At 57.4% G+C, this 18,689-nt stretch carries 15 protein-coding genes; 7 read left to right on the forward strand and 8 right to left on the reverse strand.

All coding sequences use genetic code 11. The features are described from left to right. Positions 1 to 26 precede the first annotated feature (26 nt). Complete coding sequence (locus tag G6N80_RS18830) at positions 27 to 524, forward strand: peptide deformylase (protein WP_165136026.1); 498 nt, start codon at positions 27 to 29, stop codon at positions 522 to 524. 62 nt (positions 525 to 586) lie between these two features. Continuing rightward, on the forward strand, positions 587 to 1,084 hold the full coding sequence (locus G6N80_RS18835) for a BON domain-containing protein (RefSeq protein WP_062554513.1): 498 nt from the start codon (positions 587 to 589) through the stop codon (positions 1,082 to 1,084). Between the two features lie 29 nt (positions 1,085 to 1,113). Here G6N80_RS18835 and G6N80_RS18840 read toward each other — a convergent pair whose 3' ends face one another. The 6 genes from G6N80_RS18840 to gyrA all read right to left on the reverse strand — a co-directional run bounded on the left by G6N80_RS18840 (position 1,114) and on the right by gyrA (position 9,471). Next, positions 1,114 to 1,545 carry an OsmC family protein gene (locus tag G6N80_RS18840; RefSeq protein WP_165136029.1) on the reverse strand — a complete coding sequence of 144 codons (432 nt, stop codon included), beginning with the start codon at positions 1,543 to 1,545 and terminating at the stop codon, positions 1,114 to 1,116. Between the two features lie 29 nt (positions 1,546 to 1,574). Next, positions 1,575 to 2,648: an alpha-hydroxy acid oxidase gene (locus tag G6N80_RS18845; protein WP_165136032.1), complete on the reverse strand. Its 1,074-nt coding sequence runs from the start codon at positions 2,646 to 2,648 to the stop codon at positions 1,575 to 1,577. After that, a complete protein-coding gene (locus G6N80_RS18850; RefSeq protein WP_165136035.1) occupies positions 2,648 to 3,301 on the reverse strand; it encodes a tetratricopeptide repeat protein in 654 nt (217 codons plus the stop codon). Before G6N80_RS18850 ends, G6N80_RS18845 begins: the two co-directional genes overlap by 1 nt. Then, the gene (locus G6N80_RS18855; protein ID WP_165136038.1) at positions 3,298 to 3,984 is read right to left on the reverse strand and encodes a Fe2+-dependent dioxygenase; all 687 of its coding nucleotides are present in this window, start codon (positions 3,982 to 3,984) and stop codon (positions 3,298 to 3,300) included. Before G6N80_RS18855 ends, G6N80_RS18850 begins: the two co-directional genes overlap by 4 nt. A gap of 77 nt (positions 3,985 to 4,061) precedes the next feature. Beyond that, the gene (locus G6N80_RS18860; protein WP_062554518.1) at positions 4,062 to 6,335 is read right to left on the reverse strand and encodes a TonB-dependent receptor; all 2,274 of its coding nucleotides are present in this window, start codon (positions 6,333 to 6,335) and stop codon (positions 4,062 to 4,064) included. A gap of 304 nt (positions 6,336 to 6,639) precedes the next feature. Next, entirely contained in the window at positions 6,640 to 9,471 is a 2,832-nt protein-coding gene (gene gyrA / locus G6N80_RS18865; RefSeq protein WP_062554519.1) for a DNA gyrase subunit A, read from the reverse strand. A gap of 277 nt (positions 9,472 to 9,748) precedes the next feature. Between gyrA and G6N80_RS18870 the strand changes: the two genes are divergently transcribed. Further along, on the forward strand, positions 9,749 to 10,378 hold the full coding sequence (locus G6N80_RS18870) for a MarC family protein (RefSeq protein WP_062554520.1): 630 nt from the start codon (positions 9,749 to 9,751) through the stop codon (positions 10,376 to 10,378). Between the two features lie 85 nt (positions 10,379 to 10,463). On the opposite strand, the gene G6N80_RS18875 is transcribed toward G6N80_RS18870, so the two are convergent. Then, positions 10,464 to 11,009: a single-stranded DNA-binding protein gene (locus G6N80_RS18875; protein WP_165136041.1), complete on the reverse strand. Its 546-nt coding sequence runs from the start codon at positions 11,007 to 11,009 to the stop codon at positions 10,464 to 10,466. Positions 11,010 to 11,270: 261 nt separating this feature from the next. On the opposite strand from G6N80_RS18875, the gene uvrA reads away from it, so the two are divergent. Together uvrA and G6N80_RS18885 are read left to right on the forward strand one after the other, a co-directional pair. After that, positions 11,271 to 14,198, forward strand: a complete 2,928-nt coding sequence (gene uvrA, locus G6N80_RS18880; protein ID WP_165136044.1) for an excinuclease ABC subunit UvrA — start codon at positions 11,271 to 11,273, stop codon at positions 14,196 to 14,198. A 26-nt stretch (positions 14,199 to 14,224) separates the two neighbouring features. After that, positions 14,225 to 15,046 (forward strand): DUF72 domain-containing protein, encoded by an 822-nt coding sequence (locus tag G6N80_RS18885; RefSeq protein WP_062554523.1) that lies wholly within the window; start codon positions 14,225 to 14,227, stop codon positions 15,044 to 15,046. Here the strand turns inward: G6N80_RS18885 and G6N80_RS18890 are convergent. Further along, on the reverse strand, positions 15,033 to 16,520 hold the full coding sequence (locus tag G6N80_RS18890; protein WP_165136047.1) for an NAD(P)H-hydrate dehydratase: 1,488 nt from the start codon (positions 16,518 to 16,520) through the stop codon (positions 15,033 to 15,035). The two genes, G6N80_RS18885 and G6N80_RS18890, sit on opposite strands and share 14 nt — an antisense overlap. Before the next feature lie 315 nt (positions 16,521 to 16,835). Between G6N80_RS18890 and G6N80_RS18895 the strand changes: the two genes are divergently transcribed. Then, positions 16,836 to 17,174, forward strand: a complete 339-nt coding sequence (locus G6N80_RS18895) for a P-II family nitrogen regulator (protein ID WP_062554525.1) — start codon at positions 16,836 to 16,838, stop codon at positions 17,172 to 17,174. 58 nt (positions 17,175 to 17,232) lie between these two features. Further along, positions 17,233 to 18,642: a type I glutamate--ammonia ligase gene (glnA, locus tag G6N80_RS18900; RefSeq protein WP_062554526.1), complete on the forward strand. Its 1,410-nt coding sequence runs from the start codon at positions 17,233 to 17,235 to the stop codon at positions 18,640 to 18,642. The last annotated feature ends 47 nt before the right edge of the window (positions 18,643 to 18,689 follow it).

Below are 18,689 nucleotides of genomic sequence, written 5' to 3' on the forward strand. Positions count from 1 at the left end.
TTAACAAAGACCAATTTGTAGATACGATGGCTGTACGCACGATTCTTCGTTACCCCGACCCGCTGCTTTCGCGGCCCTGTGCCCGCGTTAGCTCTTTTGACGCCCAGTTGAAGAACCTGTGCGACGACCTGCTGGATACGATGAGAGCAGCACCGGGCGTCGGAATCACGGCTGCGCATATCGGGGTGGATCAGCGCGTTTCGGTCATTCAGCTTGCGCCTGACCAGCCGCTGTACATCCATATCAATCCCGAAATTGTTTCAGCTTCCGGCGATCTCCAGCGTTTCACGGAGGGAAGCGTGTCCATGCCCGGCATGACGGACGATGTGGAAAGGCCCTCCCGCATCGAATTCCGCTATCAGGATCTCGAAGGACAGATTTTCACGGATCATGCGGAGGGGTTTCTCGCCACCTGTATCCAGCACGAAATTGACCAGCTGGACGGCATATTCTGGATCCGGAAACTTTCCCGTCTCAAACGGGACCGGCTGCTGAAGAAATGGGAAAAGCATTCTGTCCGCTGAAGAATGAGAACCATAACGCCTTCTGTACGTTGTGCGGCTGAGCAAACTCAGGAGGTCTCATCATGCCCGCCAAGAAATCGGTCAACGACATTTCCCGCGAGGAAGATTACCGCGATTACGACACCCGCAACATCGACGACGGTTGGCCCTATGCGGATCAGGCCGGTGCGACCGCACCGCCTGTTGGCAACGCCGCCTATGGCGATACGGCTGCGAATTTCGACCGCGAGCGCAACAAAGGCTTCCAGGTGGATAGTGCCGATGAAACCGGTCTGGAAGAAGGTGTCACCGATCGCACCACTCCGGCCACAAAAGGAATGGAGCTGAGCGACGATCTGGAAGAGCGGGTCAGTGATGCAATCGAAGAGCTCGACCTTGTTGCCATGGAAACCATCGACATTCGCGCCGACGGGACCACTGTGACCATTGAGGGCGAGGTCGATGACGCGCAGACCGCACGCAAGCTCGTGGCGCATGTCAAGCGCGTACCAGGTGTTGGAAAAGTCGTCAACGAGCTCACGCTGCTGGGTATCGACAGCCTCATTCCCGATGAGGATTAAGCAAAATCGATTGGCAGTCGCTAAAATGTTTATGCTGCCGAATTGACCTGCAACTGAATGGGTGGAGCGGCGGCAAGCGTATTGCTGATCGTGCAAAGATGTTTCGCCAGCGTCGCGATTTCGTGGCGCTGGCTTTCATCATAGTCACCTGAGATATTCAGTGTGGCTGTGATACTTTCGACGCGGGAAGGCTCATCATGCGCCTTCTCTCCGGTGACGATTGCTTCGACGCTCACAAACCGATCCAGCATTTGCAGCTTGATCACTGCCCCCTTGACGCTGAGCACCAGACAGGCCGCGAGCGAAGAATACAGAAGATCAAGCGGATTGAAGCCAGCCTCCGAAACGCCAGCGACCACCTCGAGTTCGCCGCCGGTCACCGTTCGCAAGCTTGCGCGCCCCCGCACGCCCAAGACAGACGTCGCTCCGGTTTCTCTCGTCTTCACGCGAATATCGACCACTGGTTTTTCCTCGACTCATCCATATGAGGTTAGAAGAGCATCGAACGATTGATTTCGGCAAGCGAAGCTTTGCCGAGAAGAGCCATCGCCACTTCGAACTCTGTCTGCAGAACAGTCAGCATGTGAGCAACCCCCGGCATACCGCCAATGTGGAGGGCGTGCAGGACCGGCTCACCCACCATGACGGCCGATGCCCCGAGAGCCAGAGCCTTGACGATATCCGTCCCGCGACGAATGCCACCATCAAGGATGAGTGGAACTCGTCCATCGAGCCGGTCAGCAATCAGCGGCAAGACATCAAGGCTGGCGGGCAGGCCATCCAGTATACGACCGCCGTGGTTGGACACTACGAGAGCATCGACGCCGACTTCGACGGCACGTAGCGCATCGTGCGGATTGAGGATGCCTTTCAAGATGAGCGGTAGGCGACAATTATCCCTCAGCCACGCAATATCCTCCCATCGAGCCGCTTCATCGAGCATGCCTTGAAACACGGGGCTGCCATTGACAGCCCGAACCGGAGCGGAGCCTTCCAGCCCATCCAGATTGACCGGTCGGATCTGCATCGGAAGTTTGAAGCCAGCCCTCGCCTGCGCATTCCGCATTCCATTGACCGGCGCATCTACCGTGACGACGAGAGCGCGGTAACCGGCTTCTTCCGCCCGCCGGACCAGTGACAGCGTTTCCTCTCGTCTCCGCTGAAGATAGAGCTGAAACCAAAGCGGCGTTATCGACCGTTTTGCGATCGCTTCCAGCCTGACACTTGAAAGCAGGCTGACCGTCATCACTGTTCTGGTCAGGCCTGCCGCCTCAACAGTCGCCAGCTCTCCTTGCGGGTGCACAAGCTGATGATAGGCAGTCGGAGCCAGAAGGATGGGATAGGCCATCTCCGCACCGAGGAGGACTGATTTCGCGGAAGCGCCGCGCATGTCTGCCAAGACGCTGGGCATCAGACGATGACGCTCGAAAGCCTCGCGGTTCGCGCGTTTCGTCTGTCCGTCTCCAGCAGGGCCATTGATGTAGGACCCGATTGCCGGATCGATCCGTGCGCGAAAGTGGCGCTCATAATCAAGCAGTGAAACGGTATCGTCCGGAACAGCCATCACCGCAGCACCTTCTCTGCCAGCAGCATATCAAGACGTGCCTTTAGTGCATCCGCACGTGCGCCTTTGAAACACGAAAGTGCTGCTTGCAGTTGTTGCCAGAAATCCGGAAAGCCGAATGATACCGACCTTTCGATAAGATCGAATGCACCATCATGGCTGCCCTTCGCCACCAGAATTCTGGCTGCATTCAGGTGCGCCCAGCAATCGCCTTGCGCGGCACCCGCGCGATAGAATTCAAGCGCAATGTTTTCATCCGGCGCGACTGTGCGACCATCTTCGTGGAGTAGCCCAAGCATGTTGAGGGACTTTGCATGCCCTTGCCGGGCTGCATCCGCGTAAAGGGCGTAGGCTGCGGCTTCATCCCGCTCCACGCCATCCCCACGCAGGAAGAGATCGGCCAGATTGAACTTCGCCCAGACGTCGCCCAGATCCGCCGCTTCTTGGTAATAGGCTGCGGCAGTTGAGCAGTCTGGAGGCACACCCCAGCCTCGCTCATAGGCCCGACCCAGCATATTGATGGCACGCGCGTCTTTGGCCCGCGCCGCCGCACGCAGCAGATCCAGCGCACTTTCATATTCCTGGCGATCTAGATGCACCTGTGCGAGCGCGAGTTGCACCTCTACCAGCGTCTCATGACTCTCTGCCGTCACAGTTCCGCCCAGCGCCGTAGAAGATTATGGTAATGATTGACCAGACCAAGCACGGCCGGATTGTCATCACCAAGTTGCTGGCGCGTCTGGATAATCGAGACGTCCAGGTCATAGAGCATCGCGCGCAGACCATCATCCTTCACCATGGACTGGGTCCAGAAGAAGCATCCCCAGCGACTGCCGCGCGTGATCGGCACGACCCGGTGAAGGCTGGACGAGGGATAGACGACCATATGGCCGGCTGGAAGTTTGACCGCGTGGGTGCCGAACGTGTCTTCGATGACGAGTTCACCGCCATCATATTCATCCGGATCGGTCAGAAAAATCGTCGTGGATACGTCAGCGCGCATCCGCATTCCGCCGGAACCGGGGATGGTGCGAATGGAATTATCCACATGCGCTCCGAAAGTCATACCGACGTCATAGCGATTGAACATCGGGGGGAGAACGCGAAGCGGCAAGGCGGCAGAGTTGAAGGTCGGGTTTCTGCCCAGCGCATTGAGAACCAGTTCGCCCAGCGCACGCGCCTCTTCGCTCTCGACGGGGATCTGCAGATTGTTCTTGGCTTTCGCCGCCTGATCACCAGCAGTGACCTTTCCATCGACCCATTGCGAACCCTCAAGAACGGCGCGGCAATGGTTCAATTCTTCCTTCGTCAGGACATCTGGGACCTGAAGCAACATGGTATTTCATCCTGTCATGCAAAGACGATGCGCCACCGTCAGGCAGCGCATCGCATATTGTTGTCTCTGTCCGATGATCAGAAGGTGGTGCCGACGGTCAGCATGAACGTCCGGCCCGACGACGGAACGGCGCGACCGCCCTGCCCCGACTGATAATTCTGGTGATCCGTCAGGTTATAGCCATTGAGGGAGACGCGGAATTTATCGGTTTCGTAGGACACCAGAGCATCCAGCGAGAAGGCGTTCGGGATCTTCTGGGTGTTTGCCGTGTCCAGCCAGTAGGAGCTTGCATAGAGGAAGCCGCCGCCGACCTTGAGCTTGCCTGGAAGAGCAGCCGAAATCTCTTCTGCAATCGTATAGGTGGTCCACAGGTTGAAGTTATGCTTGGACACGTTTGGCGCTTCATTACCGATCTGCGCAACCGTAGCAGACTCGGTGATCTCACCGTCCAGGAAGGCGTAATTGGCGAAGACGGACCACTTGTCTGTCACCTCACCGCTGAGGCCAGCTTCGAAACCGCGAACCCGGCGACCGGTTGCCGCGTCGCCTGCACCGGCTGGAAGACCGGTCACTTCGTTGTAGGAATTGTCCTTGTCGACCTGGAAGATCGCGCCCGTCAAACCGAGCTTGCCATCCAGAAGATCAACCTTTCCGCCAATTTCCCACGTGTCCGAACGCTCCGGCGACAGCGGAGAGCTGCTCGACGGCAGTTCTGCGGCATTGCCTGTCAGAGCCGCAATATCGGTGGAGACCGGCTTATGGGTACGAGCGAAGGATGCGTAGAGCGACAGATTCTTGTTCGGCTCCCAGACGACACCAGCAGATGGATTATATGCCGTATCGCTCTGCGAAGCGGAGGCGCCGCTCTGCTCCAGCTCTGTCTTGAAGTAATCGATGCGCAAACCGCCGAGAACCGAGAACTCATCAGTAAGATAGGCGCGATCGCTGACGAAGAAGCCGACATTCGTCGCATCAAGCGTACGCTTTCCGGCATAATCAAAGACCGGCGAGAAATTGTAATAGTAGCGCGGATTGAACAGGGACTCGATATTGCGGTTCGTCCAGGTCGGCCAGGAACCGTTGACGCGTTCGTCGTTCTGGAAGCTGACATCGAGACCCACAACGGCCTTATGGCGAACGGACCCCGTTTCAAACTCCATCTGTGCTGCCGTGACGTTCTGGATCGCCCAACCTTCCTGATCGTAGGTCAGACCACCACCTGCACCCAGCGTATAGGTCGCAGCACGATTTCCACGGAAGAAGTTTGTTGCGCAAGCCGCAGAGCACGAGCCTGGAACCGTTCCACCGAAATCACGATCATAGATCGTCAACCGCGTGTCGTTCGTGATTGTCAACCAGTCCGTCAGTTCCGAACGGAAGGATGACCCCAGCATATGGTTGTTGGTGACGTCCTTGTTGGTCGAGCGCACATAGGAGATCGACGGATCGAAGCCATACTCCGCGGCTGGAAGATAGATGCCATTCGAGCCCTGCACCATCGGCTGCCCGTAGTCCGGAACACCATCGCCATGCAAATAGCTGTAGCTCAGATGCCATTCCGTCTCGGTGCCGATACCCATGCCGAAATCGACGCCGAAGCCACGACGATCCGAGGTCACGTTATCGCGGTCTGCGACATCCTGCTTGTGGTAGACGCCGTTGAAGCGGATCGCCGTCGTATCATTGATCTGGTAATTTGTGTCGACGGTCGTGCGGTAGGTCGGTCCTGTCCCGACGGACTGGTCGACCTTCGTGAAGTTTTCGAGACGAGCCTTTTTGCTGCTCTGGTTGATCAGGCCGCCCGTGTTTCCAGCGCCGAAATTATCACCAGATGGACCTTTGAAGACCTGAACATCTTCCGTGTTGAACGTATCGCGGGAATAGACGCCGAAATCGCGCAGGCCGTCGACATAGATATCGCTGCGTGCCTGGAAACCGCGGATACGGAACTGGCTGCCGTTTTGTCCGCCATTGCCTTCGCCCGTGGAAAGCGTGATGCCAGGAACGTTGCGCAGTGCCTGCTCCAGCGTCGTGGCGCGCTGCTCTTCGATGATCTGCGCCGGCACGACATTGATCGTCTTTGGCGTTTCCTTGATAGAGGCCGACAGCCGAGAAATGCCCGTCGTACGTTCGTTGGTATTGGGACCCTTGCCACCCTGGCCGCTGACTGTTACGCGGTTCAACACCGTTTCGTCATCAGTTGCCGCAGCGGAACCTGTGCGCGCATTTGTTGCCGCCTGCTGGGCGTTGGCGACGACAGGCAAACCGGCAATCGACATTGCCAGACCAGCTGTTGCCGCAGCACCAGACATCAACGGCCGCAACGAGGCCAAATTTCTCTCAATTTCCATCACACTCTCCTGAACCCCTGAGAGGAAGCAAAGGCGCGTTCGCGGGATCGGAAGGACCACCAGGCAAACGTCGCGCCTAAAACTTGTCTCGATTTGTCCAGTATTGTGTCATGAAAGTGGAGTCAATGAGTCGTCTATAAGATTCGAAAAATTCCTGTCGCGTTTTCAGAGACTTTGCCAATTTGCCGCACTCTCTTGTTTCCCAACGCAACAGGCGCATCTCGGGAGGCTGTGGTCTTTATCAAACGAAAAAGCCGCACCGATGAGATCGATGCGGCTTCTTTTTGTTTTATGGTGTCGGCTCTTACTCGGTAGTTGAACCTTCGCCTGAACTGTCTGACGGTGCGGCGCCAAGGTCACCGGTTTCAGCAGCGATTTCCTCAGGCAAATTGCCCGCCTCGTCGCCTTCCGGTTCGCTGATACGCTCGACCGACACCACCTTCTCGTCCTTCGCCGTCGAGAAGATTGTCACGCCCTTGGTAGCGCGGCTGGCAATGCGGATGCCATCGACCGGAACGCGGATGAGCTGGCCACCGTTCGACACGAGCATCAGCTGATCCTTGTCCTCGACCGGGAAGGCCGCAACGAGTTCGCCAATTTCGTTCGTCTTCGAGGTATCCGTTGCGCGGATCCCCTTGCCGCCACGACCGGATGTCCGGAAATCGTAGGACGACGAACGCTTGCCGAAACCACGCTCCGAGATCGTCAGAACGAACTGTTCATGCGCTTTCAGATATTCGTAACGCTCATCCGAAAGCTGCCCTTCCTCGGTCACTTCCTCGCCGACGAGCGCGATATCATCTTCGTCGACACCTGCGGCACGACGTTCCGCAGCCGAACGCTTGAGATATGCCGCACGCTCCCATGGTTCTGCCGCGACGTGCCCGACGATCGTCATCGAAATCAGACGGTCGCCTTCTGCCAGCGTAATGCCACGGACACCGATGGAATTGCGTCCGGCAAAGACACGCACGTCTTCCACAGGGAAACGGATGCACTGGCCAAGGGCCGTCGTCAGCAGGACGTCATCGCCCGGCAGACCGAGGTCCGCATTCGGCGGAGAGCAGGTCTCGACGGAGAGGATTTCATCGCCCTCTTCCTCGAGCTTCATCGCGATCTTCCCGTTGCGATTGACCTGGATGAAATCGGACAGCTTGTTTCGACGCACGGTCCCGCGCGTTGTCGAGAACATGACGTCGAGGTTTGCCCAGCTGTCCTCGTCCTCCGGCAATGGCATGATGGTCGTGATGCGTTCGCCTGGCTCCAGCGGCAGCATATTGATGAGCGCCTTGCCACGGGACTGCGGCGTGCCAATGGGGAGCCGCCAGACCTTTTCCTTGTAGACGATACCGCGGGACGAGAAGAAGAGTACCGGCGTGTGCGTATTGGCAACGAACAGGCGCGTGACGAAATCCTCATCGCGAGTCGCCATGCCCGAACGGCCTTTGCCACCGCGACGCTGGGCGCGGTAGGTCGTCAGCGGCACGCGCTTGATATAGCCGAGATGCGAAACGGTGACGACCATGTCTTCCCGGGCGATGAGATCTTCATCGTCCATGTCCGGGCCGCCTTCCATGATCTCCGTTCGGCGCGGGGTGCCGAACTCGTCACGGACTGCGGTCAGTTCATCCTTGACGATCTGCTGGATGCGCAGACGCGAGGAGAGAATATCGAGATAATCACTGATCTCGGCACCAATCTTGTTCAATTCGTCCGCGATTTCATCGCGTCCGAGTGCCGTCAGGCGGGCAAGGCGCAGTTCAAGAATCGCGCGGGCCTGCTCTTCCGACAGATTGTAGGTACCGTCTTCGTTGATGCGATGGCGCGGATCGTCGATCAGGCGGATCAACGCATCCACATCCTTGGCGGGCCAGCGGCGCTCCATCAATTGCTCGCGCGCGGTCTGCGGATCGGGAGCACGACGGATGAGATTGATGATCTCATCAATGTTGGCAACGGAAATGGCAAGGCCAACCAACACATGGGCACGATCGCGCGCCTTGCGAAGCAGATACTTGGTGCGGCGGCTGACGACTTCCTCGCGGAAGCTGACGAATGCCCGCAGCATGTCGAGCAAAGTCAACTGCTCCGGCTTGCCGCCATTCAACGCAACCATGTTGCAGCCGAACGATGTCTGAAGCGGCGTGTAGCGATACAGCTGGTTCAGAATGACTTCGGCATTCGCATCACGCTTCAGCTCGACGACGACACGGTAGCCCTGACGGTCCGACTCATCACGAAGGTCCGAGATGCCCTCAATGCGCTTTTCGCGCACGAGTTCGGCCATCTTTTCGATCATTGCCGACTTGTTCACCTGATAGGGAACTTCGGTAATGATGATCTGCTCGCGATCGCCGCGCATCGGCTCAATCGTTGCCCGGCCGCGCATGATGACCGAACCACGACCCGTCTCATAGGCCGAACGGATACCGGACCGGCCAAGGATCAACGCACCGGTCGGAAAGTCCGGACCCGGAATGATCTGCATCAGATCAAGGAGTTCGATCGCCGGATTATCGATCAGCGCAATACAGCCATCAATGACTTCGCTCAGATTATGCGGCGGAATGTTGGTCGCCATACCGACCGCGATACCACCTGCACCGTTGACGAGCAGGTTCGGAAACTTCGCAGGAACGACGACAGGTTCCGACAGCGTACCGTCATAGTTATCGCGGAAATCGACAGTTTCCTTGTCGAGATCGTCCAACAGCGAATGGGCGGCCTTCTGAAGACGGCATTCCGTGTAGCGTTCGGCCGCCGGTGGATCGCCATCGATGGAGCCGAAATTCCCCTGGCCATCAATCAGTGGCAGCCGCAACGACCAGTCCTGCGCCATGCGCGCCAATGCGTCATAGATCGCGGCATTGCCGTGCGGATGGTATTTACCCATCACGTCCCCGGTCACGCGGGCGCATTTGACGTATTTCTTGTTCCAGTCGATGCCGAGTTCGGACATGCCGTAAAGAATGCGACGATGAACAGGCTTCAAGCCATCACGCACATCGGGCAGCGCCCGGCTCACGATTACGCTCATCGCGTAGTCGAGATAGGAACGCTGCATCTCTTCCATGATGGAAATGGGTTCGATGCCTGGAGGCAGCTTTCCGCCGCCGGGTGTGCTCTGGTCAGTCAAATCGGGTACGATCTCTGTTCGGAATCAGTCTTGTGTGTATAGACCATGCACAGTTCAAACGCCAATTTTGCGGCAGGTTTTGAACAGGCTTTTGGCCTATCTGGCAAGCTGACCATAGTGTTTGCCCTCATGGATGCGCAAGCCAAACATGAAATGCACAAGATGAACGCGTTAATCGGTGAGCATGCGCCAATTATCTGCTGGTAGACCGCTTCCGCGACGCGTACATTTCGCCTAAACGGGGCGTAGAGCATAAAGAGTAGCGGACGGGGGAACCATGGCATCTGCCGATAATATCATGAGTGCCTTCACAACCCTGCTGGTTACACTCGACCCGCCCGGTCTTGCACCGATCTTCCTCGGACTGACTGCGGGACTTGATGCGATACAACGGCGTCAGGTTGCTATTCGCGGCACGATCATTGCCTTCGGGATCCTGGCGACGTTCGCCATTTTCGGTGCAGGCATCCTTTCGATACTCGGCATCTCCATGGGCGCCTTCCGTATTGCCGGCGGCCTGCTGCTGTTCTGGATTTCATTCGAAATGATTTTCCAGAAGCGCAATGAGCGGAAGGAAGAGACGTCCAAGGCCGCCATTTCCATCGATCATGTTCAGCACATCGCCGTTTTCCCGCTGGCCCTGCCGCTCATTGCCGGGCCCGGCGCAATTTCTGCAACCGTGCTTCTGGCAGGTTCCTTTGCAGCGCCTCTGGACCGTGCGCTGCTGATTGGCATGCTTGCCTTTGTCATGCTGCTTGTGCTGCTGGCGCTGATCGTTGCTGAAAAACTTGACCGCTATCTCGGCGTCACAGGGCGCGCGCTGCTCACCCGTTTGCTGGGCGTGTTGCTCGCTGCGCTGTCCGTACAGTTCGTGGTCGACGGTATCAAATCGGCATTCAACACCTGAGGCACGACCAGATCAGGTGAAGCTGGTCAGACGGGCCAAACAATCAAGGCGACCGAGAACCTCGGCCGCCTTTCGATTATTATTCTCAGAACGGGATGTCATCATCCAGATCACGGGCGAAGCCACCGCCGCCACCGGAGGACTGACCGCCGCGTCCGGAGCCTGAGCTTGAAGTGGATGGCGCACGATCGTAATCGTCACCATAGCCGCCGCCAAAATCACCACCACCGGAGGATCCTCGGCCGCCGCCAAAGCCACCGCCGGCAGCACCGCCCTCACCGCGACCATCAAGCATGGTCAGCGTGGAGTTGAAGCCCTGCAGAACGACTTCCGTCGAATAGCGGTCGTTGCCGTTCTGGTCCTGCCATTTGCGGGTCTGAAGCGCGCCTTCGATGTAGAGCTTGGCGCCCTTCTTCACATACTGTTCGACGACCTTGCAGAGGCCCTCATTGAAGACGACGACAGTGTGCCACTCGGTCTTTTCCCGACGCTCGCCGCTATTGCGGTCACGCCAGCTTTCCGAGGTTGCGATTCGCAGATTGGCGATCGGGCGACCGTCCTGCGTGCGACGAATTTCTGGATCGGCACCAACATTCCCAATCAGAATGACCTTGTTGACGCTACCTGCCATCTTAACACCTTGTCTGCCGGTCGAACGGCATCTCCTATTTCGCTTGCGCAATACCTTAAAGCATCCGCCCAATCGGCGCGATGTTGATACATTTAATCCACAACCAAATTTGTTCTTTATTTGTTCTAGTATTTGGTTATGATCCTGTCAACGGGATCACACGTAGCCAGCGTACGAGATATGAACTTATGCCAAAGTGCCTCGACAGTAGCGATGAGATCACTAGATAAGAGGCCAGACCTCCCACAGAGCCAAGAGACGATGAGCGAACTCAAGACGATTTCCATTCGCGGTGCCCGCGAGCATAACCTCAAGGGTGTAGATCTCGATCTGCCGCGCAACAGCCTGATCGTGATGACCGGCCTTTCGGGTTCGGGCAAATCCTCGCTCGCTTTCGATACCATCTATGCAGAAGGTCAGCGCCGCTATGTCGAGAGCCTTTCGGCCTATGCGCGCCAGTTCCTGGAAATGATGCAGAAGCCGGACGTCGACCAGATCGACGGACTATCTCCTGCCATCTCGATCGAACAGAAGACGACGTCGAAAAACCCGCGCTCCACCGTCGGCACGGTGACCGAGATCTATGACTACATGCGTCTGCTGTTTGCGCGCGTCGGGGTCCCGTACTCTCCGGCAACCGGCCTGCCGATCGAAAGCCAGACCGTAAGTCAGATGGTAGACCGTGTGCTCGCTCTTGGGGATGGGACGCGCCTCTATATTCTTGCTCCAATGGTGCGCGGACGCAAGGGCGAGTATAAAAAGGAGCTGGCGGACCTGATGAAAAAGGGCTTCCAGCGCGTCAAGGTTGACGGCCAGTTCTATGAGATTGCCGAGGTGCCGGCGCTCGACAAGAAGTACAAGCACGATATCGATGTTGTGGTGGATCGTGTCGTGGTGCGCAACGACATCGGCGCCCGTTTGGCCGACAGTCTGGAGACTTGCCTGAAGCTGGCGGATGGTCTTGCCATCGCTGAATTCGCCGACAAGCCTTTGCCACCGGAAGAAACCGCAGCCGGGGGATCTGCGAATAAATCGCTCAATGAAACGCATGAGCGTGTTCTGTTTTCCGAGAAATTCGCCTGCCCGGTCTCCGGTTTTACGATTCCGGAAATCGAACCTCGCCTTTTCTCGTTCAACAATCCGTTCGGCGCCTGCCCGACCTGTGATGGCCTTGGTGCGCAGCAGAAGGTGGACGAGCACCTGATCGTTCCAGAGCCCGACAGGACGCTGAAGGATGGCGCGATTGCGCCCTGGGCGAAATCCTCTTCGCCCTATTACAATCAGACCCTTGAGGGACTAGGCAAAGTTTTCGGGTTCAAGCTCTCCGACCGGTGGTCGAAGCTATCGGACAAGGCGCAGAAGGCAATCCTCCATGGGACCGAGGAGAAGATCGAGTTCCAATATGCGGATGGAGCGCGATCCTACAAGACGACCAAGACCTTCGAAGGCATCGTTCCCAACCTCGAACGCCGCTGGAAAGAAACAGACAGCGCCTGGGCGCGCGAGGAAATCGAGCGCTACATGTCTGCGGCGCCCTGCCCGGCCTGTGGCGGTTTCCGTCTGAAGCCGGAGGCCCTGGCGGTCAAGATCGACAAGCTGCATATCGGACAGGTGACCGATATGTCGATCCGTAAAGCGCGTGACTGGTTCGAGGATCTTCCCGCGCGTCTCAATGCCAAACAGAACGAGATTGCTGTTCGTATCTTGAAGGAAATTCGCGACCGGCTGCGCTTTCTCAACGATGTGGGGCTGGACTATCTCAGCCTTTCGCGAAATTCCGGCACGCTTTCCGGCGGTGAAAGCCAGCGTATCCGCCTCGCATCGCAGATCGGTTCCGGCCTGACGGGTGTTCTCTACGTGCTTGACGAGCCCTCGATCGGATTGCATCAGCGCGACAACGCCCGATTGCTGGAAACGCTGAAGCATCTTCGGGATATCGGCAATACGGTGCTGGTTGTCGAGCATGACGAGGACGCCATTCTGACAGCCGACTTCGTTGTCGACATCGGTCCGGCAGCCGGCATTCATGGCGGCAAGGTGGTTGCTGAAGGCACGCCACAGCAAATCATGGATAACCCGAACTCGCTCACCGGCAAATATCTATCGGGCGAGCTTGGAGTCGCGGTTCCGGCAGAACGACGCAAGCCCAAGAAGGGCAAGGAGATCAAGGTCGTCGGCGCACGGGGCAACAACCTGAAAAACGTCACCGCTTCTGTGCCGCTTGGCGTGTTTACAGCCGTGACCGGTGTTTCCGGCGGTGGCAAATCGACCTTCCTCATCGAAACGCTTTACAAATCCGCTGCACGTAGAGTTATGGGCGCTCGCGAGATTCCAGCGGAACACGACCGCATCGATGGTTTCGAGTTCATCGACAAGGTCATCGACATCGACCAATCGCCGATCGGGCGCACGCCGCGTTCGAACCCGGCCACCTATACCGGTGCTTTCACACCGATCCGAGATTGGTTCGCAGGCCTGCCGGAAGCAAAGGCGCGCGGCTATCAGCCGGGACGCTTCTCCTTCAACGTCAAGGGCGGGCGATGCGAAGCCTGCCAGGGCGATGGCGTCATCAAGATCGAAATGCACTTCCTTCCAGATGTGTACGTGACCTGTGATGTTTGCCATGGCAAGCGCTACAACCGAGAGACACTCGACGTGCTGTTCAAGGGCAAGTCGATTGCCGACGTTCTGGACATGACGGTCGAGGAAGGCGTCGAGTTCTTCTCCGCCGTGCCCGCGGTCCGTGACAAGCTGCAGGCGCTTTTCGATGTAGGTCTCGGCTATATCAAGGTTGGTCAGCAGGCAAATACGCTCTCGGGCGGCGAGGCGCAGCGCGTAAAACTGGCCAAAGAGCTTTCAAAGCGCTCCACGGGCCGCACACTTTACATACTGGATGAACCGACGACCGGGCTTCACTTCCATGATGTCGCCAAACTACTGGAAATGCTGCATGAACTCGTCAACCAGGGCAATTCCGTCGTGGTGATCGAGCACAACCTTGAAGTCATCAAGACTGCCGACTGGATCATCGACATCGGCCCCGAAGGCGGAACCGGTGGCGGTGAAATTGTGGCTTGCGGCCCTCCGGAAGACATCGTCAAGGAAAAGCGCAGCTACACCGGGCAATTCCTGAAGGAGCTTTTGACGCGCAGACCGCAGCGTAAGGTCAAGGCCGAAGCGGCAGAGTAGCAGACGGAACTGAGGGGGACGGCGAGATGACAGCTCAACGCGCAGCTACCGGCAAAATCCGCACCGGGATCGGTGGCTGGACGTTTGAGCCTTGGGAAGGAACGTTTTATCCGGAAAAGCTGGCCAAGAAACGGCAGTTGGAGTTCGCCAGCCGCGAACTGACGGCGATCGAGGTGAATGGCACCTACTATTCAAGCCAGAAGCCGGAGACCTTTGCAAAATGGGCCTCAGAGGTTCCAGATCATTTTGTCTTTTCGTTGAAGGCCAGCCGCTACTGCACGAACCGGAAGGTGTTGGCAGAGGCTGGCCCGTCCATCGACAAGTTTCTGAACCAGGGAATTGCCGAACTTGGGCCTCATCTCGGGCCTATTCTCTGGCAATTCATGGCAACGAAAGCTTTCGATCCCGCTGATTTCGAAGGCTTCCTGCAACTCCTTCCAAAGTCGCTCAACGGCCTGCCTCTTCGCCACGTCGTGGAACCGCGTCACGCGAGTTTCTGTTGCGAGGCGTTCGTGGATCTTCTGGCAAAGTACGACGTAGCAGCAGTGTGTGCTGACCATGAGGAATACCCGATGTTTGCGGATGTGACGTCGGACTTCGTCTATCTGCGCCTGCAGCGCGGTTCCGATGATGTGAAAACCTGCTATCCGGAACCTGAGCTCGAACGATGGGCAGACCGCATCTCGGTCTACGCCGAGGGCGGCACGCCGGACGATCTGTCGCTGAACGCCCCAAACCGGAAGGCCGCGAAGACCCCTCGGGACGTCTTCGCTTTCTTCATCACAGGGGGTAAAGTCAACGCACCCAACGGTGCCCGTCGGCTTTTCGACAAGCTCAAAGGGGATTGAGGCTTTCGAGCGCGGATGGAATTGCCGTGACAAGGTCCTCTGCCGTCATGCCTCTTTTCGCGTGTTGCGCCGCTTGCGCATGAAGCCAGACTGCCGCGGCGGCGGCCTCATAGGCGGGCATTCCCTGCGCCAAATGCGCGCCTGCAATACCGGCCAGCACATCTCCGGATCCCGCAGTCGCCAGCCAGGGCGGCGCATTCTCATTGATCAGACAACGTCCATCGGGTGCGGCGATTACCGTGTCCGGTCCCTTGTCGATGACGACTGCGCCTGAGCGGGCGGCAGCAAGTCTGGCACGCTCTATCTTGCCCAGGCTGTCATTTCGAGCCAGATCCGGAAACAGCCGTGCGAACTCGCCTTCATGAGGCGTCAGAATATATGGACTTCCGATGTTCTTGAATGTCGCGAACAGCTGCCCGGGATTAGACGAGAAGGACGTGATTGCGTCGGCATCGATAACGCAGGGCTTGGCAGCCAGGACTTCGATGTAGTCCCGAATCGTCTCTCCGACACCAAATCCAGGGCCGATAACGCAGGCGTGGATCTTGGCCTCGGAGAGCCACTGCTCCACGTCCAGTCGCGAACTGACAGACCGGACCATGACCGCGGTCAGCGATGCGGCAGCGACATCGAGTGCATCCGGCGGAACGCCCACCGTGACGAGCCCTGCCCCGGCATGAAGGCCTGCGGCAGCGGCGAGACGTGCGGCTCCGGTATGGCTGCGTCCCCCGGAAAATACGGCCAGATGCCCGCGACGGTACTTATGCGTATTGGCTTCAATCAAGGGGTATTCGATTTGCCAGGCTTTCGGATTGTTGACCGAGACTGATCGGGCATGTTGCTCGACGATCCGTCTTGGCATGCCGATCGACGCGACCTCCACTGTGCCGCAGAATGCGCGGCCCGGCATCAACAGATGTCCCGGCTTGCGAGCCTCGAATGTGACGGTGACATCGGCATCGAACGCCGCACCCCGCATGCGCCCTTGATTCCCGCAGATGCCGGTTGGAAGATCAACCGCCAGGACCGACGCATCGGCAAGCTTCACAGCCTCGATCAGGGTCTGGACAGGCTCGGGCAAAGGTCGTGTCAATCCAGCACCAAACAAGGCATCGATGACCAGATCATCTCGTTCAGGAGCGTAGGCGGAAATGGGTTCTATCGGCAGCGGGCACCGCTCTCGTGCATCTCTCGCCGCCCCCTCAACGCTCGACCTTCCCCAGGAAAAAACGGCGACATTGCATCCATGGCTAGCGAGAACCTTGGCAGCGACATAACCATCGCCGCCATTGTTACCCGGGCCACAAAGAACTGCGATCTTCCGAGCCTCTGGAAAGTGCCGAAGTGCGGATGCAGCCACGGCATAACCCGCCCGTTCCATAAGAGCAGCGATCTCAATTCCACGCCCTACCGAATCCGCATCAGCGGCTGCAGCCTCCTCGGTCGTGAACAGGATTGTCTCATCACGCAGCATCTTTGAGCATTTCCCCAAGTTTTCATTCTTGAACGTCAAACGAGGTCCCAATTTAAGATGATTTTTTGTGCTTTTGCATATTTTTTAAACTCGCTTAAATGCGACTTTCGTGTGCACTTTCGGACTAACCCTCTCTCACCAGCTTCCCCTTGCATTGTGCATCGTGAAACCATAGCCTGCAATCAAGCAGGAGGAGGGTTCTAGATCCGGAACCAAAAATTCTTTGCCGCTCCATGCGGTTGGCACGCTACGTGCATCTAGTTGGGCAAACGGGCATCACCCGTTTTCGAGGGAGAAGCGGAGAGTTATTTTCTCATGAAGAAGATTGAAGCGATCATCAAGCCTTTCAAACTGGACGAAGTCAAAGAAGCGCTTCAAGAGGTCGGGCTGCAGGGCATTACAGTAACGGAAGCGAAGGGTTTCGGTCGCCAGAAGGGGCATACCGAGCTTTATCGCGGCGCTGAGTATGTTGTTGACTTCCTTCCGAAGGTTAAGGTGGAAGTGGTGCTGGCTGATGAAAACGTGGATGCGGTGATCGATGCGATCCGCAACGCGGCTCAAACTGGACGCATTGGCGATGGCAAGATCTTCGTCTCCAACGTTGAAGAAGTTGTTCGCATCCGCACCGGCGAAACTGGTGTAGACGCAATCTGACAAACCCGGCCGACTAGAGCCGGGCAAACGACTAACATATTGATTAATGGGAGATTCCATGACGACCGCAAGCGACATCATGAAGCAGATCAAGGAGAATGACGTCAAGTTCGTGGACCTGCGCTTTACCGACCCCAAGGGTAAGCTGCATCACGTCACGATGGACGTCGTAGCCGTCGACGAGGACATGTTCGCCGATGGCGTCATGTTCGATGGTTCCTCCATTGGCGGCTGGAAAGCAATCAACGAATCCGACATGGTACTGATGCCCGATCCGGCAACAGTACACATGGACCCCTTCTTCGCCCAGTCCACCATGGTCGTGATCTGCGACATTCTGGATCCGGTTTCCGGCGAAGCCTATAACCGCGACCCACGCGGCACAGCCAAGAAGGCCGAGGCATACCTCAAGGCGTCTGGCATCGGCGACACGGTTTTCGTCGGACCTGAGCCGGAATTCTTCATCTTCGATGATGTGAAGTACAAGGCTGATCCATACAATACGGGCTTCAAGCTCGATTCCTCGGAACTGCCATCCAACGACGACACAGATTACGAGACCGGCAACCTTGGCCATCGCCCGCGCGTCAAGGGCGGCTACTTCCCGGTTCCGCCGGTCGACAGCCTTCAGGACATGCGCTCCGAAATGCTGACGGTTCTCGCCGAAATGGGCGTCGTCGTAGAAAAGCATCACCACGAAGTAGCGGCTGCGCAGCATGAGCTTGGCGTGAAGTTCGATACGCTGGTTCGCAATGCCGACAAGATGCAGATCTACAAGTATGTCGTGCATCAGGTCGCCAATGCTTATGGCAAGACCGCTACCTTCATGCCAAAGCCAATCTATGGCGATAACGGTTCGGGCATGCACGTACACCAGTCGATCTGGAAAGACGGCAAGCCAACCTTTGCTGGCGACGAGTATGCCGGTCTTTCCGAGAGCTGCTTGTACTACATCGGTGGCATCATCAAGCATGCCAAGGCAATCAACGCCTTCACCAACCCGACAACCAACTCCTACAAGCGTCTGGTTCCAGGCTATGAAGCGCCGGTCTTGCTGGCCTACTCGGCTCGCAACCGCTCTGCTTCCTGCCGTATTCCATTCGGAACAGGCCCCAAGTCCAAGCGCGTAGAAGTTCGTTTCCCGGATCCGGCTCAGAACCCGTATCTCGGCTTCGCTGCAATGTTGATGGCCGGCCTCGACGGTATCAAGAACAAGATCCATCCTGGCAAGGCCATGGACAAGGACCTGTATGACCTGCCGCCGAAGGAGTTGAAGAAGATCCCAACGGTTTGCGGTTCGTTGCGTGAAGCGCTCGAAAGCCTGGACAAGGATCGCAAGTTCCTGACCGCCGGCGGCGTGTTCGATGACGACCAGATCGACGCTTACATCGAACTGAAGATGCAGGAAGTCATGCGTTTCGAAATGACGCCGCATCCGGTCGAGTTTGACATGTACTACTCTGCATAATGATTATGAAGGGTCGCTGCCCGCAGCGACCCTTTACCTCTCCGAGC

It is taken from the genome of Rhizobium rhizoryzae, assembly GCF_011046895.1.
Taxonomy (GTDB): domain Bacteria; phylum Pseudomonadota; class Alphaproteobacteria; order Rhizobiales; family Rhizobiaceae; genus Neorhizobium; species Neorhizobium rhizoryzae.